The organism is Chryseobacterium gossypii (genome assembly GCF_041361455.1).
Taxonomy (GTDB): Bacteria; Bacteroidota; Bacteroidia; order Flavobacteriales; family Weeksellaceae; genus Chryseobacterium; species Chryseobacterium gossypii.
Genome location: NZ_JBGCUR010000030.1, coordinates 18162 through 42801 on the forward strand (window position 1 = coordinate 18162; position 24640 = coordinate 42801).

General features: G+C 41.2%; 27 protein-coding genes. 15 read left to right on the forward strand and 12 right to left on the reverse strand.

Annotation, left to right across the window (positions count from 1 at the left end; translation table 11 throughout):
* Positions 1–59: 59 nt before the first annotated feature.
* From ABMQ40_RS14200 to ABMQ40_RS14215, 4 genes are all read right to left on the reverse strand, one after another.
* On the reverse strand, positions 60–926 hold the full coding sequence (locus tag ABMQ40_RS14200; RefSeq protein ID WP_370900745.1) for an NAD kinase: 867 nt from the start codon (positions 924–926) through the stop codon (positions 60–62).
* Between the two features lies 1 nt (position 927).
* A complete protein-coding gene (locus ABMQ40_RS14205) occupies positions 928–1578 on the reverse strand; it encodes a CBS domain-containing protein (protein WP_370900747.1) in 651 nt (216 codons plus the stop codon).
* Positions 1579–1917: 339 nt separating this feature from the next.
* Positions 1918–2448 (reverse strand): RNA methyltransferase, encoded by a 531-nt coding sequence (locus tag ABMQ40_RS14210; RefSeq protein ID WP_370900749.1) that lies wholly within the window; start codon positions 2446–2448, stop codon positions 1918–1920.
* Between the two features lie 4 nt (positions 2449–2452).
* The gene (locus tag ABMQ40_RS14215) at positions 2453–3073 is read right to left on the reverse strand and encodes a toxin-antitoxin system YwqK family antitoxin (protein WP_370900751.1); all 621 of its coding nucleotides are present in this window, start codon (positions 3071–3073) and stop codon (positions 2453–2455) included.
* Positions 3074–3128: 55 nt separating this feature from the next.
* Between ABMQ40_RS14215 and ABMQ40_RS14220 the strand changes: the two genes are divergently transcribed.
* Complete coding sequence (locus ABMQ40_RS14220; RefSeq protein WP_370900753.1) at positions 3129–3728, forward strand: hypothetical protein; 600 nt, start codon at positions 3129–3131, stop codon at positions 3726–3728.
* A gap of 11 nt (positions 3729–3739) precedes the next feature.
* Here ABMQ40_RS14220 and ABMQ40_RS14225 read toward each other — a convergent pair whose 3' ends face one another.
* Entirely contained in the window at positions 3740–4618 is an 879-nt protein-coding gene (locus ABMQ40_RS14225) for a bestrophin family protein (protein WP_370900755.1), read from the reverse strand.
* 106 nt (positions 4619–4724) lie between these two features.
* On the opposite strand from ABMQ40_RS14225, the gene ABMQ40_RS14230 reads away from it, so the two are divergent.
* The 5 genes from ABMQ40_RS14230 to ABMQ40_RS14250 all read left to right on the forward strand — a co-directional run bounded on the left by ABMQ40_RS14230 (position 4725) and on the right by ABMQ40_RS14250 (position 10029).
* Complete coding sequence (locus tag ABMQ40_RS14230; RefSeq protein WP_370900757.1) at positions 4725–4892, forward strand: hypothetical protein; 168 nt, start codon at positions 4725–4727, stop codon at positions 4890–4892.
* Positions 4893–4998: 106 nt separating this feature from the next.
* Positions 4999–5892, forward strand: coding sequence for a cupin-like domain-containing protein (locus tag ABMQ40_RS14235; RefSeq protein WP_370900759.1), 894 nt, complete (start codon positions 4999–5001; stop codon positions 5890–5892).
* A 130-nt stretch (positions 5893–6022) separates the two neighbouring features.
* Entirely contained in the window at positions 6023–8608 is a 2586-nt protein-coding gene (gene mutS / locus ABMQ40_RS14240; RefSeq protein ID WP_370900761.1) for a DNA mismatch repair protein MutS, read from the forward strand.
* Between the two features lie 269 nt (positions 8609–8877).
* The gene (locus ABMQ40_RS14245) at positions 8878–9321 is read left to right on the forward strand and encodes a redoxin domain-containing protein (protein WP_370900763.1); all 444 of its coding nucleotides are present in this window, start codon (positions 8878–8880) and stop codon (positions 9319–9321) included.
* Positions 9322–9375: 54 nt separating this feature from the next.
* Positions 9376–10029: a thioredoxin family protein gene (locus ABMQ40_RS14250; protein WP_370900765.1), complete on the forward strand. Its 654-nt coding sequence runs from the start codon at positions 9376–9378 to the stop codon at positions 10027–10029.
* 163 nt (positions 10030–10192) lie between these two features.
* On the opposite strand, the gene ABMQ40_RS14255 is transcribed toward ABMQ40_RS14250, so the two are convergent.
* Together ABMQ40_RS14255 and ABMQ40_RS14260 are read right to left on the reverse strand one after the other, a co-directional pair.
* On the reverse strand, positions 10193–10615 hold the full coding sequence (locus tag ABMQ40_RS14255; protein WP_370900766.1) for an energy transducer TonB: 423 nt from the start codon (positions 10613–10615) through the stop codon (positions 10193–10195).
* 8 nt (positions 10616–10623) lie between these two features.
* Positions 10624–11826: a BaiN/RdsA family NAD(P)/FAD-dependent oxidoreductase gene (locus ABMQ40_RS14260; protein WP_370900768.1), complete on the reverse strand. Its 1203-nt coding sequence runs from the start codon at positions 11824–11826 to the stop codon at positions 10624–10626.
* A gap of 101 nt (positions 11827–11927) precedes the next feature.
* On the opposite strand from ABMQ40_RS14260, the gene ABMQ40_RS14265 reads away from it, so the two are divergent.
* Both ABMQ40_RS14265 and thiL read left to right on the forward strand, forming a co-directional pair.
* A complete protein-coding gene (locus ABMQ40_RS14265) occupies positions 11928–12425 on the forward strand; it encodes an acyl-CoA thioesterase (RefSeq protein WP_370900770.1) in 498 nt (165 codons plus the stop codon).
* A 73-nt stretch (positions 12426–12498) separates the two neighbouring features.
* Positions 12499–13569 carry a thiamine-phosphate kinase gene (gene thiL, locus ABMQ40_RS14270; protein WP_370900772.1) on the forward strand — a complete coding sequence of 357 codons (1071 nt, stop codon included), beginning with the start codon at positions 12499–12501 and terminating at the stop codon, positions 13567–13569.
* Between the two features lie 38 nt (positions 13570–13607).
* On the opposite strand, the gene pepT is transcribed toward thiL, so the two are convergent.
* A complete protein-coding gene (gene pepT / locus ABMQ40_RS14275; RefSeq protein ID WP_370900774.1) occupies positions 13608–14858 on the reverse strand; it encodes a peptidase T in 1251 nt (416 codons plus the stop codon).
* Between the two features lie 186 nt (positions 14859–15044).
* Between pepT and ABMQ40_RS14280 the strand changes: the two genes are divergently transcribed.
* Both ABMQ40_RS14280 and ABMQ40_RS14285 read left to right on the forward strand, forming a co-directional pair.
* Entirely contained in the window at positions 15045–15893 is an 849-nt protein-coding gene (locus ABMQ40_RS14280; RefSeq protein WP_370900776.1) for a hydroxymethylglutaryl-CoA lyase, read from the forward strand.
* Between the two features lie 12 nt (positions 15894–15905).
* The gene (locus ABMQ40_RS14285) at positions 15906–16754 is read left to right on the forward strand and encodes a sulfurtransferase (protein ID WP_370900778.1); all 849 of its coding nucleotides are present in this window, start codon (positions 15906–15908) and stop codon (positions 16752–16754) included.
* Positions 16755–16801: 47 nt separating this feature from the next.
* Here ABMQ40_RS14285 and ABMQ40_RS14290 read toward each other — a convergent pair whose 3' ends face one another.
* From ABMQ40_RS14290 to ABMQ40_RS14305, 4 genes are read right to left on the reverse strand one after another with little or no spacing between them, the layout of a single operon-like run.
* A complete protein-coding gene (locus tag ABMQ40_RS14290) occupies positions 16802–17128 on the reverse strand; it encodes an SUF system Fe-S cluster assembly protein (RefSeq protein WP_370900780.1) in 327 nt (108 codons plus the stop codon).
* 2 nt (positions 17129–17130) lie between these two features.
* On the reverse strand, positions 17131–17835 hold the full coding sequence (locus tag ABMQ40_RS14295) for a 3'-5' exonuclease (RefSeq protein WP_370900782.1): 705 nt from the start codon (positions 17833–17835) through the stop codon (positions 17131–17133).
* A gap of 14 nt (positions 17836–17849) precedes the next feature.
* Complete coding sequence (locus tag ABMQ40_RS14300) at positions 17850–18197, reverse strand: tRNA-binding protein (RefSeq protein WP_370900784.1); 348 nt, start codon at positions 18195–18197, stop codon at positions 17850–17852.
* The gene (locus ABMQ40_RS14305) at positions 18194–18703 is read right to left on the reverse strand and encodes a hypothetical protein (protein ID WP_370900786.1); all 510 of its coding nucleotides are present in this window, start codon (positions 18701–18703) and stop codon (positions 18194–18196) included. Before ABMQ40_RS14305 ends, ABMQ40_RS14300 begins: the two co-directional genes overlap by 4 nt.
* A 219-nt stretch (positions 18704–18922) precedes the next feature.
* On the opposite strand from ABMQ40_RS14305, the gene ABMQ40_RS14310 reads away from it, so the two are divergent.
* The 5 genes from ABMQ40_RS14310 (at position 18923) to ABMQ40_RS14330 (ending at position 24293) form a co-directional block, all read left to right on the forward strand.
* On the forward strand, positions 18923–19492 hold the full coding sequence (locus ABMQ40_RS14310) for a DUF4840 domain-containing protein (RefSeq protein WP_370900788.1): 570 nt from the start codon (positions 18923–18925) through the stop codon (positions 19490–19492).
* Positions 19493–19586: 94 nt separating this feature from the next.
* Positions 19587–20150 (forward strand): RNA polymerase sigma factor, encoded by a 564-nt coding sequence (locus tag ABMQ40_RS14315; RefSeq protein WP_370900790.1) that lies wholly within the window; start codon positions 19587–19589, stop codon positions 20148–20150.
* The gene (locus ABMQ40_RS14320; RefSeq protein ID WP_370900792.1) at positions 20147–21535 is read left to right on the forward strand and encodes an outer membrane beta-barrel protein; all 1389 of its coding nucleotides are present in this window, start codon (positions 20147–20149) and stop codon (positions 21533–21535) included. The genes ABMQ40_RS14315 and ABMQ40_RS14320 overlap by 4 nt, the downstream gene beginning before the upstream one ends.
* A 34-nt stretch (positions 21536–21569) precedes the next feature.
* Positions 21570–22541: a T9SS type A sorting domain-containing protein gene (locus tag ABMQ40_RS14325; protein WP_370900794.1), complete on the forward strand. Its 972-nt coding sequence runs from the start codon at positions 21570–21572 to the stop codon at positions 22539–22541.
* 219 nt (positions 22542–22760) lie between these two features.
* On the forward strand, positions 22761–24293 hold the full coding sequence (locus ABMQ40_RS14330; RefSeq protein WP_370900796.1) for a YifB family Mg chelatase-like AAA ATPase: 1533 nt from the start codon (positions 22761–22763) through the stop codon (positions 24291–24293).
* The last annotated feature ends 347 nt before the right edge of the window (positions 24294–24640 follow it).

Genomic DNA, 24640 nt, shown 5'->3' on the forward strand with positions numbered 1-24640 from the left:
TAAAATATATTATTAGGTGTTTCTAAATTCCTGTAAAGGTAATAAAAATTGATCAATTGCTAATTTCTTTTATCCTTTCCCCAAAGTAGCTTTTGGCGGATGGTTTCATAGAAGCTCAGGTTATTGGGCTGTACCAGAAGGATCTGGAAATCCGCCTTTTTAATGATAATTTCCTTATCTGTTTCTATATGGATCAGCCTGGAATCCAAAGACAGGGAATACTGCGGAACCCGGCTTTCTACTTTAAACTTTATTTCCACTTTATCATTCACAATCAAAGGCCTTACATTCAGGTTGTGCGGGGCAATGGGAGTGATGACGAAGTTTTCGTTATTTGGGGAAATGATAGGCCCCCCGCAGCTTAAAGAATAAGCTGTGGAGCCGGTAGGAGTAGAAATGATAACTCCGTCTCCCCAGAAAACATTTAAAAATTCATCATTGATATAAGAATCTACCGTGATCATTGAGGTTGTTTCTTTTCTGGAAACGGTAACATCGTTCAGGGCGTATGGGAAAAAGCCTTCCAGACCTGGCGATACCACTTCAATCACGGAGCGGCGGCTTGTTTTTATATCACCTCTTAAGATAGAGTCCAGCTCCCTGAAGGCTTCTTCTTTGGTGAAGCTTGCCAGGAATCCCAGCCTGCCGGTATTTACTCCCACGATAGGAATCTCAAGATCCTCCACAAAGGTCAGAGAGTTTACAATAGTGCCATCTCCTCCGAACGTAAAGAAAAGATCCACTTCCTTATCCAGGAGATCCTGTTTGCTGTTGAAGGTTTCAAATATTTTTGAAAACTGAAGCGCCTCAGCCATTTCGTCATACAAAACAGATTTTACACCTCTGCTTTCAAGCTCCGATACAAATTTGCTTAGATATAAAAAGGTGTCAAGATCTTTTTTCTGAGAGTATATGGCTGCCTTCATGCTATATTTCTATAAATTTTTGGAAAAAGCCGAACCGGTCCTTAAACAGATCTGTTTTCTCATCAGAATAATATTTTTCAACAATCCTGTAATCATACCGGTCAAAAGTCCCGTCAATCGAAGCCAGATTCTCATTGCTGATCTTGATGGTGACATGGATCACCTCATCTGACATGAAACTGATGAAACCTCCGTAAAATTTGGAGTTATTGCTTTCAACAATGTTTGCGATCTCTGTCATTGAATACTTTCTGGCCGGGGTTTCTATGGTAAGAATAGCCCCGGATTCCGAAAACAGCGGATATTTGGACAGATCCTGAAAAATGTCTTCACAGCTGATGTATCCCAGGTATTTCTCATTTTTGTTGATCACCGGGATTATATTCGTATTGAAGGTATAGAATAAACGGATGCTGTCCATGATATTATTATCCTCAAGGATGGCGAAACGCTCAATCTGGTGTTCCAGGTCTTTTAGGGTGCCCTCTTCCTCGTAAAGGAAATCCTTGGCAATGGCTCCGTAAAAATGATGGGATTTTTTAATGAAAATATGGGAATATCCAAAGTCCTCTAATGTATTTCTTGCTGATTCTATCGAGTCAGTCAGGCTAAAACACGGGAAATCTTTTGAGATATAGTCCTTAATAAACATTGTGCTAATTTATAAAAAATTAAATGAATTTTTTTCTGAAAAAGAAACTTTTTTTCCTGGAAATAAAAAAAATTGATTTTAAAATTTGTTTGTGACGAAAAAAAAATTACCTTTGTAGCCTTTCATTTTTACTTTTTATTAGATTTATTTCAAACTGCACTGTCTAAAAGACATATGCAGTTTTTTTATTTTCAGGCCTAACAGAATTAACCTGAACTATTTATTTAGGCTGTAGGCAAAGAAGGCAATAGCCTGACTCAATGCTTCTAGTGTTCTTTTGGTGAATAGCATAAAACTTCCGTTGAGGTATTAAGCTGCTTTATCCGGGAAAAAGAAGATTTATTTTAAAGCTTTGGCAAACTCCCACATGACAATACCCCCGCAAACGCTTACATTCAATGAATGTTTTGTTCCCAATTGCGGAATTTCAAGAAAAGCATCTATATTCGGCAGGGCATCATCACTGATTCCTTCAACCTCGTTCCCTAAAATGACAGCGTACTGCTGTGACCGGTCGATATTAAAATCTGTGATCATCCGGCTGTCAGTGGTTTGTTCGATGCCTATAATAGTATATCCCTCACTTTTCAGGTCATTGATAGCAGTATTGATATCTTTCTCGTAGCCCCAGTCTACGCTTTCCGTGGCTCCCAGGGCCGCTTTATGGATTTCCCGATGCGGCGGCTGCGGAGTGATCCCGCATAGAATGATCTTTTTTATAAGGAAAGCATCTGCCGTTCTGAAGGCGGCTCCCACATTGTGCATGCTCCTTATATTATCTAAAATGACGATCAATGGAATTTTCTCAACCTTCTTGAATGTTTCCACATCTATCCTGTTGAGCTCTTCCAGTTTTAACTTTTGTACCAAGGTTTTATTTTGTAGAGATTAATTTTCCGTCTTTATAAATTTCTGTCTTTTCAATACTTCCGTCTTCCCGGTAATGAACCCGCGTGCCGTTCCATTTGTCGTTGGCAAATTCTGTCTCACGTTGTATTTTTCCTGACGGATAAAGCATTTTCCATTTTCCGGTGGCGATTCCGTTTTCATAATAGCCGATCTGCTTTATCGCTTTACCGTCATCGTAGTAAATTTTGCTTTCACCATTCAGCTTTCCAAGTTTATAATTTGAAATTTCTGTCACTATACCGGCCGGAGAGTAAAAAGTGGCAGTGGAACTGTTGTCATAAACATTTTTCTCACCGTTTCTGAAAACTTCCTTTGAGGTAAGTCTGCCATCTTTACCATAGTACATCCACTCCTTTATCTTATAATCTTTCTTGAATTCTCCTTTGGCCTGTACCTTTCCGTCTTCATAATAAAAAATAGCATCGCCGTCCAGCTTTCCTTTTTTCCATTCGGCAATTTCCTTTACCTGTCCGTTCTCATAAAACTGTTTGCAGGTTCCTTCCTGTAGGCCATCCCTGAATCCGCAGGGCTTTTGAGCCATAACCACCGGAAATGAAAAGAGGGCCAATAAGAATGAGTACTTCATAATCATTTTTGGCTCAAAAATAGTAAAATACTTATATTTGGTTAAATTAATATCAATGAAAAAAATATACGTTTTAACAGTGCTGATGTTGGCCTTTATTTTTTCAAAAGCCCAGAACACCTATTATCCGCAGGTTTTTTTTGATAAAAATCTGGCCCAGCAGATGCTCGGTTTTGGAAACGCCACCATTGAGGGAGTAGCATCAACGAAACAAAAAAACAATTGGGGAATCAAACCTTTACTGGCTGAGAAACATTACGCTCCAAAAGGAACCGTGGTAATGCTTTTTCCTGTAACACCTTATTTTGAGGAGTTTTACAAGATGAGAAAGAAGTACGAAAACAAAAAGACAACGGTTTATATGTCTGAAGAGGCTTTTAAATACAGGATTGAGGCGCTCACGGATGATCACGGCAGGTTTAAATTTGAAAAACTGAAGCCGGGCAAATATTATCTGGAAACCATTGTGAACTTTACCGCTACGGCCAGCTATAAGCAGCAAACCGGGCAATCGGATGCCTACAACGCCTATGGGGCATATTTGTATTCTACCCCCATATACCAAACGTTTTTCTATAATTATTCAGCTGCCAACAGGGAAAGTAAATTCGTAGAAATAAAACAGGACGGCGAACTAAAAGAAATCAACCTTTAATGGTTGATTTTTTATTTGGTTCCCATGATCTGATGAACACTTCTTTCAATATTCTGGGCTATGGTTTCCATCGGAATATCGTTTTCATCATTATTGAAAGGATCTTCAATTTCCTCGGCAATGAGCTCAAGGCTCATCAAAACGTAATATACGAAGACCGTAAGCGGAATCATGAAAAGCCCGATATTAATGACATAAGCAATGGGCAGAGCCAATACATACATGATAATGAATTTCTTTACGAATGAAGAATAAGAATAAGGGATTGGTGTGTTCTTGATTCTTTCGCAGCCTCCGCAAACATCCAGGAATCCCGATAACTGCGTATCAAGATACAGCATTTCAACATCTGAGATTTTTCCTTCCTTCTTCAGCTGATTCAGCTTATGCGTCAGCAGAATAATGATTTCACTCGGGCCGTGATGCCTTAAAGAACTTTCTATTTCGGAGTAATCCTCATCCAAAACCAGTCTTGTAGATTCTTTAGATAAATGTTTGGCTAAAAAATGGGGAAAGAATTTAAGATACCGGGCAATCTGTTCCAGATTCTGCCTGTCGTCTCCCAGCAGGGTACTTATCTTTATGGCAAAATTTCTGGTGTCATTCACCAGTTTTCCCCAAAGTTTTCTTCCTTCCCACCATCTGTCATATGCAGTATTGGTCCTGAAAACCAATAATAAGGAAAGTACAAAGCCAAGCAGGGAATGGATCATTCCCACATTACTCACTTTTGATTTTGAAGTAAGATTCAGGTATTCCAGCTCCAGATAAGAAATGCCATAGGAATAAGCACCAACCAGAAGCATGGTCGGGAAAAGAATTTTTAAAGTATCACTCTTATGTAAGCTGAAAAGGATTTTCAGGAAGTGCTTTGTGTTATAAACCCTCATAATTTTTTTTCCTGTACAAATATAAATTTTTTTCGTTTTCCTGCACTTTACGGAAAACCGTAACGCTAATTCCGGAAGGTGGTTTTTCTTTGTTTAAAAAAATAAAATGGGATATTACAGGAAAGGGCATTATAAGAAAGACGGGACCTGGATAAGCGGTCATTATGTAAGCACGATGGGAAGAAAAAGAAAGTCGGCTAAAGGCCCTCAGGGATGTGCCGTCATCATTTTCGGAGGCCTGATCTCAATATTGCTCTGCCTCTTAAGGCAGTAGGCAGGATCTCCTTATGATGGGGAAATGATAATCAATATTAACCTTAAAATTTTTACACATTTTAAAAAAACGTTATTTTTATTTCGCATTAAATAACGAAAACAAAATGATCCTCGAAAAAGTAGATGTTGTAAATGATATCAGCAAGGAAGACTTTCAGAAAAATTATTTCAAAAAAAAGAAACCTCTTTTGATCAAAAACTTTGCAAGCCGTTGGGATGCCTTCCATCGGTGGAATTTCAGCTTTATCCGGGAAAAAGCGGGAGAGCAGGAGGTTCCGCTATATGATAACAGACCGGCCGATGCCTCCAAAAGCTCGGATGCACCGGTGACCCGGATGAAAATGAAGGATTATATTGATACCATAAAAAGCAGGCCTTCGGATTTACGGATCTTCTTTTACATCATTACAGACCGGCTTCCGGAGCTGCTCAAAAACTTTACTTATCCGGATCTGGGGATGAAATTCTTTAAAAGGCTTCCGACTTTATTTTTCGGGGGAAGTGAGGCGCATGTCCTAATGCATTACGATGTAGACCTGGGAGATTTCATTCACATCCATTTTGAAGGCAAAAAAAGAATTTTGCTTTTTGATCAGGAGCAATCGGCGTTTTTATATAAGGTGCCGCTGTCGGTCCATACCATTTATGAACTGAATTATGAAAATCCTGATTATGAAAAGTTCCCGGCCTTGAAATATGCTAAAGGATACGAAATTTTTATGGAGCATGGCGATGCCTTGTTTATCCCGGGGGCTTTCTGGCACTACAACAGATATCTGGAACCCGGCTTTTCAATGTCGCTCCGTGCGCTTCCCAATAAGCCTAAAGTATTTGCCAGCATGCTGTATCACGTTTTCATTATGAGATATACAGACAAGCTTTTACGAAAGCTGTTTAAGGCCAGATGGGTTAATTACAAGCAGAAATGGGCCTATGAGAAAAGTTCCTCTGCCCTGGCAAAATATTTAAGGAAAAATAAGCTTGCCGCCGATTCTTAATTCAGATACAGACCGGCGTGAAAGCCAAAGAATGCTCGGTTCTAATAGGGCCGATTTTTTAAAAGCACTTTAATCGTTCTATTTTATTTCTTACTTTTACCATCCTAAATTTTTAAGAAGATAATTTTTAATGGCAAAATCCAGGAAAGAAACCCCGTTAATGACTCAGTATAATACCATCAAGGCCAAATACCCTGATGCGCTTTTGTTATTCAGGGTTGGAGATTTCTATGAAACCTTTGGGCAGGACGCCGTTAAAACATCCCAGATCCTGGGCATTGTTCTTACCAAAAGAAACAACGGGGAAGGACAGACGGAATTGGCGGGATTTCCCCATCATTCAATAGATTCTTATCTGCCGAAACTGGTAAGGGCAGGAATGAGGGTTGCCATCTGCGATCAGCTTGAAGACCCGAAAATGGTTAAAGGAATTGTAAAAAGAGGAGTTACGGAATTGGTTACTCCCGGCGTTACATTCAATGATCAGGTCTTAAACTCCAAAAAGAATAATTTCCTGCTCTCCCTTCATAAAGAAAAGGAAAAATACGGAATTGCACTGGTGGATATTTCTACAGGCGAATTTTTAGTGAGTGAAGGAAACCTGGAAAAGCTGCTTCATATTGTCAATACTTTTGATCCCAGTGAAATTATCTATCAGAGAAGTGTTCAGATTCCGGAACAGCTTAAAAATAAAAATGCTTTTAAGCTCGAGGACTGGGCGTATCAGTATACCTTTGCCTACGAAAAGCTGACCGGTCATTTCAAAACCAATTCTCTGAAAGGCTTTGGGGTTGAGAGTCTCTCTTTGGCCATTACTGCAGCCGGGGCTATTTTTGCTTATCTGGTGGAAGATACCCATCACAATTTACTTTCTCATATTACGAAAATCAGGGTTATTCCACAGGAAGATTACCTGATGATGGATCATTTCACCTTAAGGAATCTTGAAATTGTCTATCCGAGCAATCCACAGGGGAAATCCTTGTTGGAAATTATTGATAAAACCTGCACTCCGATGGGAGGGAGATTGCTGAGAAGGAGAATCATTCTCCCTTTGAAATCTGTGGATGAGATCAACAGGAGGCTTTCTCTGATTGATTTTTTTAATGAGAATGATAATCTGAAATATGAGATCTGCCAGCTTTTAAAATCAATTTCAGACCTGGACAGGCTGATGGGAAAGCTGGCAGCAGAAAAAATCTCACCTAAAGAATTAGGATACCTGCGACAAAGCCTGATCAATATCCATAAAATTAAAACACTGCTGCATCCTCATGCGGATGTTCTGGCCTGGCTGGAGCCTTTATATGATCTTGAAGAACTCATCGGCTTTTTGCAAAACCATCTCAATGAAGAGCTGCCCGTAAGTATTGCCAAGGGAAATATTGTAAAAGAAGGTGTTTCAGAGGAGCTGGACCGTTTAAGAAACCTTCAGAGCAAGGGACGCGGCTTCCTGGATGAAATGTGCCAGCGGGAAGTGGAAAGAACAGGAATTACCAGCCTTAAGATCGATTTTAATAATGTTTTCGGGTACTTTATTGAAGTGCGGAATACCCATAAAGACAAAGTTCCCGGGGATTGGGTAAGAAAACAGACTCTGGTTAATGCAGAACGCTATATCACGGAAGAACTGAAGGAATACGAAAACCAGATTCTGGGTGCCGAAGAAAAAATAAGCGTGCTGGAAAATGAGCTGTACAGGAACGTATGCTCTGAAACAATGGTTTACATGGACCAGATCCAGGAAAATTCCAATATTATCGCCCAGCTTGATGTGGCGGTGGGATTGTCTGAGCTTGCTGTTTCCGAAAGCTATACCAGACCGGTTCTGAATGACTCCTTTGCCATCGATCTGAAGGAAGCAAGACACCCGATCATCGAAAACGCCCTTCCTTTAGGCGAAAAATATATTCCTAACGACATCTTTTTAGATAAGGACACCCAGCAGATCATTATGGTGACAGGACCAAACATGGCAGGTAAATCGGCAATACTCCGTCAGACCGCAATCGTTTGCCTGCTGGCACAGATCGGAAGTTTTGTTCCCGCCAAACATGCCGAAATAGGAATTTTGGATAAGATCTTCACCCGGGTAGGGGCAACGGATAATATCTCTGCCGGAGAGTCCACCTTCATGGTTGAAATGAATGAAGCTGCCAACATCCTGAACAATATTTCTGAAAGGAGCCTTATTTTATTGGATGAAATCGGCCGCGGAACATCTACCTATGACGGGGTCTCTATCGCATGGGCTATTGCAGAATACCTTCATCAGCATCCTGCCCAGGCAAAAACCTTATTCGCAACACATTACCATGAGCTGAATGAGATGACCGTGAATTTTGAGCGTATCAAAAATTTCCATGTTTCTATTCAGGAGAATAAAGGAAATATTATCTTCCTGAGAAAGCTGATCCCGGGAGGCAGTGAGCACAGCTTTGGTATCCATGTGGCGAAACTGGCCGGAATGCCGGCCAAGGTGGTAAACAGGGCCAACGAGATCCTTAAAACCCTTGAATCCAGTCGCCAGGGCGGAGGTTCTGCTGAAAATATTAAAAGAGTGACCGAAGAGAATATGCAGCTCTCTTTCTTTCAGCTTGATGATCCTGTGCTGGAAAATATCAGGGAAGAGTTGACAAAGATTGATATCAACACCCTTACGCCTATCGAAGCTTTAATGAAGCTTAACGCCATCAAGAAAATGATCGGGGGATAGTTCTGAAATCCTTTTTCTGTACAATAATAAATCAAAGGAAGAATATAGGGAAAGAATATGCGGCATTCTTGATAGCAACGCTCCGTATGAGGTAAGACCACGTCCGGATATCATGATCGTCGCCGGCTTATACAGCAATCTCTACAATTGATGATCTCTACAAAATTGATGACCCTCACCTTAGATCGCCTTGTCCGCACAGAGCAGAGAACTTTACAGGAATATCTGTATCGCAAAGGATTGAATTATAATTATTCTTAATTTTGAATATGAAGAATTTAATAAACATCTTTCTACTGCTGGCCGGTGTATTGATTTTTAAAGCACAGCAAACGGCCGTTTCTGCTATAAAATATGAGGAGCTGGAAAAACGTATCCGGGAGGAAGGAGATAAGCTTCTGGTTGTTAATTTCTGGGCAACCACCTGTGCGCCATGTGTAAAAGAACTCCCTCATTTTATGGAGATCAATAACAGATATGCTGCTGATCCCGGGTTCAAAATGATCCTGGTTTCTTTAGACAGGCTGGCTGATAGAGAAAAAGTCATAAAATTCATCAGAAATAAGAGCCTTACTGCTGAAGTGATTCTACTGGATGACATCAAAAGAATGAATACCTGGATCCCCAGGTTCGAGAAAAACTGGGATGGGAATATTCCCGTAACGATTTTCTATAAAGGTGGTCAGAAAATATACTTTAAGACGGGGAAATGAGTAAGGAAGGCCTTGAAGAAACCATTGCCAAAAATTTACCTTAAACAGAATATTATGAAAAATGTGAAAATTTTATTAGCCGCTTTCATCATAGGAATGGGTTTTCTGAGCTTTACCCAAAGCGGACACAATAAAGAAGCCAAAGAAGGAAGAGCTTCTTTTTCAAAAGGTTACGAAATAGGTGACGAAGCTACGGATTTTAAGCTCAAAAATGTTGACGGAAAAATGGTTTCCCTGGCTGATTATAAAGATGCCAGGGGCTTTATCGTTATTTTTACCTGTAACCACTGTCCCTATGCAAAAAAATATGAAGACAGGATCATTGAGCTTGATAAAAAATACAAAAGCCAGGGTTATCCTGTAATTGCCATTAATCCGAATGATCCTGTGGTGCAGCCGGAAGACGGATATCCGCAAATGATTGAGCGGGCAAAGCAAAAAGGATTTACCTTTCCGTATCTGGTAGATGAAGGGCAAAAGATATTCCCGCAATACGGAGCTACCAAAACCCCGCATGTATTTGTTTTACAGAAAGAAAACAATAAAAATATCGTAAAGTATATAGGGGCTATTGATAATAATTATGAAGACCCGAATGATGTTTCGGAATATTATGTGCAGGACGCAGTGAACGCCCTGATCAAAGGGGAGCCCGTAAAAACGACAAAAACTGTCGCCATTGGATGTACAGTGAAAGTAAAGAAATAGATCAGCCGGCTTCCCGAAGCCGGTTTTAATCAGATAATGAGCATTTGAGAGCAGGACCAATCGTTATGGGATAAACAGCAACAGTCCGGTTCGGGCAGGCTATTGTACCATCACTTTGACAGAAGTTTATATCTCTTTTTTGGAAAGCGCGTATTAGCCTGACCTAATAATTAAGGATTAACGGCAGCCTCATATGGTATTTAACCGGCTGGTCTTTATACATTGCGGGCTTCCATTTTGTTTTGATGGATTTAAGAACGCGTTCCATCTCTTTGTTAAGAGCCGGATTATCTCCGGTTACAATAATGGAGCTTATGTTTCCTTCGGTATCAATTAAGAACTGAGCCTCGGTTTTCGTCGTTTCTCTGATTTTTCCTGACAGCCTGCTGATACTAAAATTCCTGGAAAAGGCACGCCTGAATGCACTCATCCCACCCGGAAATTCGGCAGGACTATCAACTTTTCTGTTGATTCTGACCCGGGCTGAATCATTGATGGTCTGTGGCTGTACCGTTTCCGGTTCTTTTACCTGGGAAAAACCAAAACTGAATACCAGACACAAAACAATAGCAAAAATATTTTTCATAAGGTAATTTATAAACTGTTAAGATCTTGTGCAATAAGCCATGCCTCACTCCAGCAAGCCTGAAAATTGAATCCTCCCGTTACGGCATCTATATTCAGCACTTCCCCGGCAATATAAAAATTCGGGAGCAATTTTGAAGACATATTTTTAAAATTGATCTCCTTTAAATCAACCCCGCCGGCAGTTACAAATTCATCCTTGAACGTTGATTTGCCGGTTACCTGTAACTTCTTTTTACACAGGTTTTCCAGAATGGCCCGGGCCTCTTTCCCGGAAATATGGGCGACCTGCTTATGGGGATCAACCTTTGAGGTTTCCAGGATCTTTTGCCAGAACCTGTTGGTGACTTCAAAGATTTTAGATTGCCCGATTGCTTTTTTCGGATTACTTTGTTTGAAACCCAGAAAAGCCTCTTCAGCATCGTGGATAGCCATTGATATAAAGTTTACTTCGATTTGAAACTGATAATTGAGCAGGGCAAGGCTGAGGGCCTCCCACGCAGAAATTTTTAATATCGCAGGTCCGGAAAGGCCCCAATGAGTGATCAGAAGGGGGCCACTTTCTTCGGTTTTCAGTTCCGGGATTGATATTTCAGCATTTTCAAAACTGGTTCCCGCCATTTCTTTTAATAGCTCATCTTTGATGTTAAACGTGAAAAGAGACGGTACGGGAGGAACGATTTTATGGCCCAATCCCTCAACGATTTTCAGGGATTTCGGTGAGCTGCCTGTGGCGTAGATAATATAATCAGCTTCCAGATCCCCTGAATTGGTCCTTACGATATATTTTTCATCTTTCTTCAGGATTTCTTTTACCGGACATTTGGTCCTGATTTCGATCTTTTTTCGCTGTGTCTCATTTAGAAAAGTATTAATGATGGTCTGTGAAGAATTGCTTTCCGGGAATATCCTGTTATCATTCTCTATCTTCAACGAAATTTTTCGTTGACCAAACCAGTCCATGGTATCACCGGGCTGAAACTTAGTGAAAACGCTTAGCAGCTCCTTATTTCCGCGGGGATAAAACCGGACCAGCTCTCTGGGATCAAAACATGCATGGGTGACATTGCAGCGGCCACCCCCGGAAATCTTCACTTTTTGAAGCACATCAGAGCTTTGCTCAAGAATGGTAATCCTATATCGGGTTTCATCAAGATTCGAAGCACAGAAAAAGCCTGCAGCCCCACCTCCGACAATAATAATTTGTTTCATATGTACGTAATCCTATGCTGAAGATTATTTTTCCAAAAGTACAATTTTTATAAACCATCTTATTTGAGTATTTTTGAAGAATATTCTAAAAACAATCATCAATGGTTTTTTATCATAAATTCGAAGTGCGTTGGAGCGATCTTGATGCCAACAAGCACCTTGCCAACTCATCCTATGTTCAATATTGCGCCCAGGCCAGAATGGCTTTTATGACCAAAGAAAAAATGGGTGTTACCCAACTGAGCCGTTGGGGTATCGGTCCCGTGATTCTGCACGAGAGGTATTCTTTTTTTAAAGAGATTTATGCCGATCAGACTGTTATTGTAAGTGTGGAAATAGACGGATGTTCAGAAGACTCTTCCATTTATCGTTTCCTGCATAAGTTTTATACCCCGGATGGTGTCCATTGTGCCACTTCGGAAGCTACAGGAGTATGGATCGATATGATGCTGAGGAAAATGACCACTCCTCCTGACGATGTGGTAGAAGCCATGAACAAATATAAAAGCCCGGAAACAGTAGTGCTCAGCAAGGAAGACTTTAAAAAGCTTCCTTTCCACCCGCATAATATTGATCCGGCAGAATTTGGGGCTATTTAAGAATGGATAGCGGGAGAAGCTTCTATAAGCCCGTAGAGCGGCCCTATTTTATATCACTATAAAAATAAATTGTATGTTTGAAGATAAATCACAGGAATTAACACCGATCTCCAAATTAGGGGAATTTGGTCTTATCAAGCATCTGACGGAGCATATCACACTGGCCAATGCCTCTTCGGAGCTTGGGGTGGGTGATGATGCGGCGATTGTTGACCCGGGGAATAAAAAAATGGTCCTTACCACAGATGTTCTTGCGGAAGGGGTCCATTTTAATCTGGGATACGTTCCATTAAAGCACCTGGGCTATAAAGCCGTTGTGGTCAACCTTAGCGATATTGCGGCAATGAACGCCACGCCGACACAGATCCTTGTTTCTTTGGCTGTTTCCAACCGTTTCCCGGTAGAAGCCCTCGAAGAAATTTATTCCGGGATAGAAGCTGCCTGTAAACGGTATAAAGTTGATCTCATCGGAGGAGATACCACAAGCTCAAAATCCGGCCTTGTAATAAGTATTACAGCCATCGGGCTCGAAGCTGAAGAAAATCTGGTGAGAAGAAGCGGCGCCAGACCGAATGACCTTCTTGTAGTCACCGGTGATCTGGGAGGAGCTTATATGGGACTTCAGATCCTGGAGAGAGAGCATGCTGTTTTCCTTGCCAATCCTAACATGCAGCCCGAAATGGAAGGATATGACTATATTCTGGAAAGACAGCTGAAGCCTGAAGCAAGGACAGACGTTAAAAATATTCTGGAAACTCTGGAGATTAAGCCTACTTCTATGATCGATATTTCTGACGGATTGGCTTCAGAAATTCTGCATCTTTCGGACCGCTCAGGCGTAGGCTTCAGGCTTTACGAAGAAAAAATCCCGATGGACAGCCTTACCATCTCTACTGCGGATGAATTTAATTTAAATCCCGTAGTTACAGCCTTAAGCGGAGGAGAAGATTATGAGCTGCTGTTCACCATTTCACCCAACGATTTTGATAAAATTAAGAATCATCCTGATTTCACAATCATTGGGCATGCCACAGAAAAAGAAGAAGGAAACTTTATGGTAGCAAGAGGATCGAACCAACTGGTGGCCTTAACGGCACAGGGATGGGACGCCTTTCTGGGAAATCAGCAAAATGACGGAAAATAAAATATTAAAAAATCCCCTTGCAAACAAGGGGATTTTATTTAATTGGTCTTTACAATGTTAATGATAACCTCTGTGGCCTTTTCCATACTTTCCAGTGCCACATATTCGTAAGGTCCGTGGAAGTTGATCCCTCCGGCAAAGATATTCGGACACGGAAGACCCATATAAGACAGCTGGGCTCCGTCGGTGCCTCCTCTGATCGCTTTGATCTTAGGCTCAATTCCTGCTTCCTTCATGGCTTTGGCTGCCAGATCTATAATATGCATTTTGCCTTCGAACTGCTGTTTCATGTTTCTGTACTGCTCTTTTATCTCAACTTCAGCGGTTCCTTCTCCGTGCTTTTGGTTGAATTCGGCAACTTTCTTTTCCATGAATTTTTTTCTGGCTTCAAACTTTTCTGCATCATGGTCACGGATGATGTATTGAAGCCTGGCTTCGGAAACATCGGCCGTAATATCCATCAAATGATAAAAGCCTTCGAACCCTTTGGTGGTGGAAGGGGTTTCATCAGCAGGAAGCATCTGTGCGAATTCAGCAGCCAGGAGCGCAGCATTGATCATTTTCCCATAGGCATATCCCGGGTGCACGCTTAATCCGTGGATCTTTACCACCGCACCTGCGGCATTGAAGTTTTCGTACTCCAGCTCACCCACTTCTCCGCCATCCATTGTATAGGCCCATTCAGCACCGAATTTGGAAACATCAAATTTGTGGGCACCTCTACCGATCTCTTCATCCGGGGTGAAGCCTACGGCAATTCTTCCGTGTTTGATCTCAGGATGAGAAATCAAATACTCCGCAGCAGTTACAATCTCTGCACAGCCGGCCTTATCGTCGGCGCCCAAAAGGGTATTGCCATCCGTTGTTATTAAAGTCTGGCCGATATATTTTTTTAAGCTTTCAAATTTTGAAGGAGATAAGGTAAACCCTGTTACCTGGTTCAGAACCAGATCACCCCCGTCGTAGTTTTTCCATACCTGCGGATTTACATTTTCGCCGCTGAAATCCGGTGAAGTATCATAATGAGAAATAAAACCAATCGTCGGTTGACTATCACTTTCAAGATTAGAAGGGATGTAGCCCATAATATAGCCGTTGTCATCAATCGAAACATTTTCCAGACCGATCGTTCTGAGCTCTTCTGCAATATATTTGGCGATATCCCACTGTTGAGGTGTTGAAGGTGTGGCCTCACTTTCCGCATCACTCGTGGAATATATTTTTACATAGCTAAGAAAACGGTTCAGCAGCTTTTCTTTCCATAATTGGTTGAATTCTATTGTACTCATCAGATATCATAAATTTTAGCAAAGTTAACAAATTTGAGGCTCAGAAGAAGTTATTTGAACATGGATATCAATTATTGAAATTTTAAATCGGTTATAAATTACTGTAAATCAAAATAGTATTAGCTTTGTATGATATTATATGAAATGGTTTAGTTTTATTATATTTGAGAAAATCAAAAAGTAAAAATGTTTCTTACTGAATGTCCGCGAGACGCGATGCAGGGTTGGGGAGAGTTTATTCCTACCGGAAAAAAAATAGATTACATCAACTCTTTAATGGAAGTTGGTTTTGATGTATTGGATTGCGTAAGTTTTGTTTCCCCGAAAGCGATACCTCAGATGGCCGATTCTGACGAGGTTGCTGAAAATATTGACAAATCCTTGTCCAATACCAAAGTTTCTGCAATCATTGGAAATTACAGGGGAGCGGAAAAAGCGCTGAAGCACAAGTCCGTAGATATTCTGGGCTTTCCATTTTCCATTTCCGAGACCTTTCAACACAGGAATACCAATAAAAGCCAGGAAGAGGCCTTTAATGAGATCGTCAGAATGCTTGAGCTGGTGAAAAGTGAAGGCAAACAGCTGAATATTTATTTCTCTATGGCATTCGGAAACCCTTACGGGGAAATGTGGAAATGGGAGGATGTAGATTTCTGGGCACAGAGATTTTCAGACATCGGCATCAAAGATATCCTGCTTTCCGATACCACAGGAGTGGCTGATCCTGAAACAATAGCCCTTTTATTTGAGAAAATACCTTCCAAATATCCGGAGATCAATTTCGGAGGCCATTTCCACAACCGATATGAGGATTCTTACTCAAAGCTGAAAGCCGCTTATGACAAAGGGTGCCGAAGATTTGACAGTGCCATTAAAGGAATCGGCGGATGCCCGATGGCCAAGGATGACCTGGTGGGAAACATGCCTACGGAACAGGTGATTAATTTTATGAGCGCCGAAAAAATCAGCCATAACCTTAATCTTCTTAACTTCGAAAGCGCCTATAACAAGGCTAAGGATATTTTCCATTTTTAAAAAACGGAGAGAATGAATAGAATATCACCCCTGATCTCAGTCTCTGAGCTAAAAGAGCGCCTTCAGGATAAAGACCTCATTATTCTTGATGCCAGAGCCGGAAAGGACGCTTATCAGGAATACCTTAAAGGACATATCCGGGGGGCCAGATTCATAGATCTTGATAAAGACCTGGCAGATGCAGAAGAGGATGCCGCTTTTGGAGGGAGACATCCCCTTCCGGGAACTGAAAAGTTCGGGGAAACCCTTTCCAGACTTGGAATTCTTGAAAATTCGCATATAATTATCTATGATGATAAAAGCGGAGCAAATGCTGCGGCGAGAACATGGTGGATGCTGAAAGCATTCGGCTTCCGGAAGGTGCAGGTCCTGGATGGCGGGATTCAGTCTGCGGAAAAAAACGGATTTGAATTTTCGTCAGGAGAAGAGCTGTATAATAAGACCTCACCGATTAAAAGAGATGCCTGGCTTCTTCCCATATCGGGAATAGAACAGGTTGAAGATGAGCTTAAAAATAATTCTTCAACGGTGATTGACGTAAGGGATGCTTATCGCTACCGGGGTGAATCAGAGCCCATTGACCTGGTTGCGGGACATATTCCAGGGGCCATTAACATTCCTTTTTCTGAAAACCTGGATGAAAACGGAAATTTCCTGAGCCCTGAGATTTTAAGGGAAAAATATTTGAAATACCTGGAAAATAAACCCGGGAAGCTGATCATTCATTGCGGCTCCGGGGTTACAGCCTGTCATACGATCCTGGCTTTGGACTATGCAGGCTTTGAGATTCCCGATCTTTATGTAGGCTCCTGGAGCGAGTGGAGCAGGAGACCGGGAAAAAAGATTGCTAAAGACGTTTGATCATATTAAAAAGGCTGTCAATTCTGACAGCCTGATTTATTTCTGAATTAAAGCATTCCCAGCTCAAACTTCGCTTCCTCACTCATCATATCCTTATTCCAGCTCGGTTCAAAAGTAAGCTCTAAATCAACGCTTTTCACATTTTCTACTTCCATTACCTTATCCTTTACCTCTTGTGGGAGCGATTCAGCAACCGGGCAGTTGGGAGTAGTCAGTGTCATTACAATTTTTACATCGCCGTCATCGGAGATCTGTACGTCATAGACCAAGCCTAATTCGTAGATGTCTACAGGGATTTCGGGGTCATAAACGGTTTTAAGGACCTTGATGATGTTTTCACCAATGTCAGCAATCTGATCGTCTGTAAATTTCATTTTTAATCTAAATTGATGTACCTTTTCAACAAATCTTCCTGGCGCATCCGCCGGAAAATATTTGCCAAAGTTAAGACATCTTTTTCACAATAGTCAACTATTCTTTGCAAGTCTTTTTCTATGTAGTAAATTGATGAAACCATTGAGCCGTCAATATCATCTTTTGGTGTGGGGATTCCAAAAACATGTGCCAGAAGTTCAAGAGAGACAAAGCTTTTGTAATCGCCGAATTTCCATAGCTCCATGGTGTCAATATGTGGAATTTCCCAGGGCTTTTTCCCGAACATCTGAAATGGCACGGGCGGCTGCATACCATTGATTAAAAAGCGTCTTGCGATCCAGGGGAAATCAAATTCTTTTCCGTTATGGGCGCACAGGATCACGTCCCTGAGCCGCGGACTGTTAAAAATCTCACCGAACTCCTGAAGCATTTTCTTTTCATCATGGCCGGCAAAGCTTTTGATTTTTAAAGTTTCATTTTTTTCAAGCATTCCGATCGTAATGCAGATGATCTTACCAAATTCGGCCATGATCCCGGCCCTTTCCGAATAAAAATCTTCCGCCGAAATATCTTCTTTTCTCTGGAACCTGGTTTTTTTATCCCAAAGCTTCTGATCTGTTTCGGACAGATCTTCCCATAGGTGTGCCCCCGGAACAGTCTCAATATCAAGAAATAAAATTCTTTCCAATGGAATGTGCTGTATCATAAGTGTTCTAATTTTTAGCCTACCTGCATGCCGTTCTGGGTGGGCAGCGATGGTGTTAAAAGTGTGACATCCTTTTTATTTTCTCCGTATACCCCTAAAACCAGGCATTCGCTAAAGAAATTGGCGATTTGCTTCTTCGGGAAGTTGACCACGGCCAGGATTTGTTTCCCGATCAGGTCATCCTTTTCATACAGGGTGGTGATCTGTGCCGAAGATTTTTTAATGCCCAGCTCACCGAAATCAATTTCCAGCTGGTAAGAAGGATTTCTGGCTTTTTCAAAATCATTCACGGAAATAATGGTACCGGTTCTTATATCTATTTTTTCAAAATCTGCCCAGGATATTTCGGGTTTTATAGTCATGATAAAGAATTGATTAATTGTTCTACTTCTGTTTTCTGTTCTGCATATTTTTGTTGGAGCTTGGAGCCTTCACCCATTCTTCTGTAATATTCCAGGGCTTTGTTCCCGAAGAACTTCCGGTGGAAATCAGAAACATCGGGGATTTGTGGAAAAACTTTATGGAAAAGCATTTCGTAATACGCCTGAAATTCTCTTTCGTTCTTGTCCTCTATTACTTTTCCCGGAGCTTTTTGCCTTACATGGAGCATTTCATGAGCGACCATATTAAGAACGAGATTCAGATCAAAATCAAATAAGTTTCTGGGGATCATTACTTTCTGTGGTTGTCCCAAAGCTCCTTCAGCTGTCAGCAACAATGAATTGGGGGACAGCTCCTCCCTGAAGCCAAAGCCGGCAAAATTCTCATGTTCCAGACTGAAAGTGCGGATCAGGAATTTGGCGGCATCTATGATCTGATCATGCTCCCTGTAAGCATTCAGATGTAAATTGATCTGTTCGAAATTCATTCAGAATACGTTTTCACAAATGTATAAATATAGATAAAAATCGGGAAAAATCATTTGTTTAAGGTGGAAAGCAAGAAAGTTGTTTATATTTTCATTCTTTAAATCAATATGTTATAATTTTTTTAACACTTTTCTTTAAATTTCATGCAAGATTTCCTAAAAAACGGATTTATATAGTGAGTACTCAAGTGAATAATGTGTAATGTAAAAAATTAAAAAATGAAGAAATCAGTACTTCAAACTTTATTTGTTGTTTTAGCCGTTCTTTTAGGATTTTCCGTAACGTCATGCAATGATGATTATGAGGTGATTCCGGTAAAACTGGAAGATGTGAACGGGAGCTATAAGGCGAAACTGGTAACCACCCAGGGAAATAAGAGGGCTGAAAAGATCGTGGATTTTACAGCCAAAGATACAGTGATCACATTCAGGGAATTTCCTATCAGAGAAATCGTGAAATCAGTGGTTACAGATCCTGTAAAGGCTGAAGCTGCTCTCACTGCCATAGGAAAGATAGAATATAAGCTTGATTATACTCCAAAGTTGCACGCCAATAATAATGTAGTGGAACTTACCTTCGCCCCTGAAACATTAGAGTTTCAGATTCCGGTGGATGGAACGAATAAAAATGTGGCTGTAGACCTGGACGCCAAGCAGAAAGGGTTCTATGTAGGACAGGATTGGTCGCTGAGATTTGGCCTGGTTGCGGAAAAGATAACAGTGGACGGAGTGGTGCTGGCCCCCTTTGAAACTATTAAATATGATTTTCCATATTGTATAAAGAATTAAGATAGAGATTAAATGAGAAAATAGATTGTGCTTTATGCGGCAATCTATTTTTTGCATTAAGAAATCACATTATTGAATCGGGACGTTGTTATATATGAAAGAAAGTAAGGAGCAGATTTTGGTGAGCCGTCTTTTGCAGAAGGAGGAAACAGCCTGGAAAGAGCTTTTTACAGCTTATTCCGGAAACCTTGCTTATGTGTGCTCACGATATGTAACAGGAAAAGAAGATGTACATGATGTGCTCCAGAACAGCTTTATAAAAATGTTCCGTTCCATAAATGATTTTGAATACAGGGGAGACGGCTCGCTCAAAGCATGGATAACCCGTATCGTGGTAAATGAATCATTACAGTATATCAAGCGTAGATCTGATTTCAGGATTCTCGAAGAGGTATCGGAGATTCCTGATATCCAGGATGAAGAAGAACCCAGCCTTGAAGAAATTTCACAAAACACAATTATGAAAATAATCCGCTCCCTTCCGGAGGGTTACAGAACAGTTTTTAACCTGTATGTATTCGAAAAGAAAAGTCATAAGGAAATTGCAGGTCTTTTGGGAATTGCAGAAAACACATCCGCATCACAGTTTCACAGGGCTAAGGCGATGCTTGTTCAGAAAGTAAAAGAATATAAAATGTCTAAAAACAGCGCAATATGAATAATAGATGGCTAAATGATCTGCGCAGGAAAATGGAAGATCATGAAGAAGATGTTCCGGACAGATTATGGGAAGATATCAGAAATGAATTATTCAACGAAGATAAGGCGGATGATATTGCCGGATTTGTACCGGCCGATATAAAAGCGCAGAGAAAGACTTCTGATGCACAGGTTAAGCCTTTGGTTTACCGTCTGGCAGGAATTGCCGCCGCCATTGCGGTACTCATCATTATAGGCAAAAAATTGTTTGATCTGGCCGCAGATCAGCATACCGTTCAGGAAAATATATCTGCGAAAACAATATCTGTGAGTAAAAGCATTGAACGTCAGAAAGGTATGAGGCCTTCCGGAGAATATGTAAATAGGAATGTGGCTGGCTCTCCCGGAGCTGTGGCGGAAACCATAACAGACCGCACAGGATTGCTTTCATCAAATATTCTCATTGGAGAAATAAGCGGAAACGGGCGTCTGGCCGGAGATATTCAAACCAAAGTCCCCAGGCATGAAATTAAAGATGAGGCGCTAAATGAAGAGATCCCCGCCATGCCAAAGAATAATGGTGCCGTAGCGGATAACAGTCAGCCAACAGAAGCGGAAAATCCGGATCTCTTTCCGGAAAGAGAAGTGGAGCCGGAAGAAAAGATTGCGTCACCTGAAAAAGCTAAGCTTGCCAGCCAACGACGTAAAAAAACATGGATGTTAGGCATGCTTACGGGAAATGCTTCTTTGGGAGCAGCAGAAAAGTTTCCCGGATATGCCAGCTTAAATGGCAGTACGATGAGCATTGATGACCAGATATGGACTGCCGGCTATGATGACAATCCTTTAATGGAAGTACTGCTGGCCAATCAGGATAAGGAAGTTGAAGCCAGGGTAAAGCATAAAGTGCCTGTTACACTGGGGCTCTCCGTATATTATGGTTTAGGAAAGAGATGGGGAATCAGTACCGGAATAAATTATACGAAGTTGTCAACAGAGCTTTATACGGGAAGCGCCTCAGACTTTATAAAAAGTGACCAGTCTGTTCACTATGTGGGAATCCCGGTTCAGGTAAACTATAACGTAATAAAGAAAGGAAACTTTACAGGATACGTCACCGGAGGAGCGCTTGTGGAAAAAGCCGTAGCCGGAAGCATAAAAACAAAATACATCATAGATAACAAAATAAAGGACGAGGTAAAGGAAAACCTGGAGGCCAAACCTGTACAGTTTTCCGTAAACAGTGCAATAGGATTACAGCTGAAGGTTATCAATAATCTGGGAATCTATGCTGAACCCGGGATAGGATATCACTTCAAGGATAACAGCCAGCTGAATACCATCTATAAAGACAAGCCATTGAATTTTAACATAAAGTTCGGGGTGAGAATACTGATCGACTAAACATAGGGTTAACCACAAATAAATATTTTTTACTATGAAAGCAAAACTAATTTTTTTAGCTTTTAGTTTAATTCTTGGAATTTTAAACCTAAAAGCGCAATGTTCATTTACTCCTGAAATCACGAGTCCGAGGCTTGGAGTTCAGTTTCCGGATAGAGTGGTGTTTTGTAATACGGAGGCCGAAACTCTTTCCACCCAGACTTATGATAGCTACCAATGGTATAAGCAGCAATGGGACTGGCAGTCTCCCAATCCTAATCCCTGGGTAGCCATTCCCGGCGCAACATCCCAAAACCTGACGATCAATGGTGCGGATGATATGCTGTACTATTTTAAAGTAGTGGTTACACTGGACGGATGTACTGCGGAAAGCCAGCCCATCCTTGCGGACGGATTTGCCTATTCACTACCTGCCATGTTGGCCACCTTTACACCCGGTACTTATGAGCAGCTGGCGGACGGCAGCTATAATGTCTGTGAAGGCGCATCAGTACAGCTGGAAAATATGTTTCCTGATCTGTATGGTGTGCACACGTGGTACAAATGTGCTCCGAGCAGCCCGCCACCAGCCCCGGGAGACCCATGCATCATAGACGGAGTTACCGGTGATTCTTATACCGCCACTGCATCAGGATATTACGGTTTCTATGCATGTACTGCCTATTGCCCTGATCAGTGTGAATTTTTGGGACTGATAGGTTTTGTAACACTGAATTTTGGCAACTGGTCTTTCTGCAGCCTGGGTACCGGAGAAACCAAACCTAAAGAAAATGACCTTACAATCTACCCTAACCCTGCCACACAGTTTTTATACATCGGCAAAGAATCGGATAAAACGTACAATGACATCTCAATTGTAGATATGTCCGGAAAGCTGGTGCTGCAGAAGAAAGACCATCAATATAAGCAGCCTATTGATGTGAGCGGGCTTGTACCGGGAACTTACATTATTGTATCCAAAAGCTCGGGAGGCAAAGTTTATAAAAACAAGTTTATAAAGAAATAAAGTACTCATAGTTATAGTTAGTTTTTTAATAATTGTTAAAAGCCGGCTCAATTCAGATGGAGCCGGCTTTACATTTTAATACAATAGTCCGGATCAAATATTCCTGATGTACGTACATAATTTTTGATATTGCGGCCTTATGCAGGCATTCTGAAGATCCGCTAAGGTAAGAGATGGTGTATAAATAAAAAAATATTAATTTTATATCAAAACACACTTATGCTGATTAAAATTTACGGAAGCGCAATTCACGGAGTTGCTGCACAAACGATTACTATTGAAGTTAATGTAGATTCGGGGATTGGATACCACCTGGTAGGGCTCCCTGATAACGCCATTAAGGAAAGCAGCTACAGGATCTCCGCTGCCCTGAAAAATGTTGGTTACAAGATCCCCGGAAAGAAAATCACAATCAATATGGCTCCTGCCGACCTGAGAAAAGAAGGGTCTGCCTATGACCTGAGTATTGCGGTTGGTATTTTGGCTGCATCCGGCCAGATCCGGGCTGCCGATATTCAGGATTATATCATTATGGGAGAGCTTTCACTGGATGGGAATTTGCAGCCTATCAAAGGAGTTCTGCCCATTGCCATTCAGGCAAAGGAAGAAGGCTTCAGGGGAATTATCCTGCCCAAACAGAATGTCCGGGAAGCAGCGATTGTAAATGACCTGGAGGTTTTAGGCATAGAAAACATCAAAGAGGTAATTGATTTTTTTAACGAAGGAAAACCCATAAAGACAGCTCAGCTGGACGCAGCCAAAGAATTCCGGGAAAAGGTGAATACATTTCCCTTTGATTTCTCTGAAGTAAAAGGGCAGGAAACAGCCAAAAGAGCGATGGAAGTGGCCGCTGCCGGCGGACATAACATTATTCTGATCGGCCCTCCGGGAAGCGGAAAAACCATGCTGGCCAAAAGACTGCCGGGCATTTTGCCGCCTTTAACTTTAAAAGAAGCCCTGGAGACAACTAAAATACATTCCGTTGCCGGGAAAATGGGAACGGATACTTCCCTGATGACCACCAGACCATTCCGTGCCCCCCATCATACCATTTCAGATGTGGCGCTCGTAGGCGGGGGCGGATATCCGCAGCCGGGAGAAATATCATTGGCCCACAACGGGGTTTTGTTCCTGGATGAAATGCCCGAATTTAAAAGGACCGTGCTTGAAGTGATGAGGCAGCCTTTAGAAGACAGGGAGGTCACCATATCAAGGGCAAAATTTACCGTAAACTATCCCGCAAGCTTCATGCTTGTCGCCTCCATGAACCCCAGCCCAAGCGGATACTTTCCTGATGATCCCAACAATACCTCATCTCCTTATGAAATGCAGCGATATATGAACAGACTTTCAGGCCCGCTTTTAGACCGGATAGATATTCATATTGAAGTTCAGAAAGTTGAATTTGAACAATTGGCGGAAAAAAGGAAAGGTGAAAAAAGCGAAGATATCAGAAAACGTGTCCTGATTGCACGTGAGATACAGTATGAAAGATATAAGGATCTGAAAATTAATTATAACGCTCAGATCGGCCCTAAAGAAATCGAGAGATTTTGTGAGCTGGATGCAGAGTCTTTCAGGCTTATCAAAATGGCCATGGAGAAGCTAAATCTTTCCGCCAGGGCCTATGACAGGATCTTAAAAGTAGCGAGAACCATTGCTGATCTGGAAGGATCAGAAAAAGTATTATCCTACCATGTTTCGGAAGCGATACAATACAGAAGCTTAGACAGGGAATTTTGGAATGTATAGTTATAATCTCCTGGGAATTATTGAATACTCAGATACTTTAGAGCTTATAAAATTCATTTACTCTCTTTTTCAATCCTTCTGAAAATTCTTCTAACGTTATATCAAAAGCCTGAATAATCTTGACAAAAGAGTTGAATCTTAAATCTTTCCTCTCTCAAATCTTCCAAGCTGTGCCCGTGATATATAGTGTTGATAGAGACTAAATAAATTTATTTTTAGCCCAACATTTCGGAATAGTAGTACATTTTCCACTTAATTACAAAATGGCCAACATTATTAAATATACGCCGCGTTTTGTCGTGTGGTATCTATATTTTTGTGGTACATTGATAGAAAGAATAAATTAA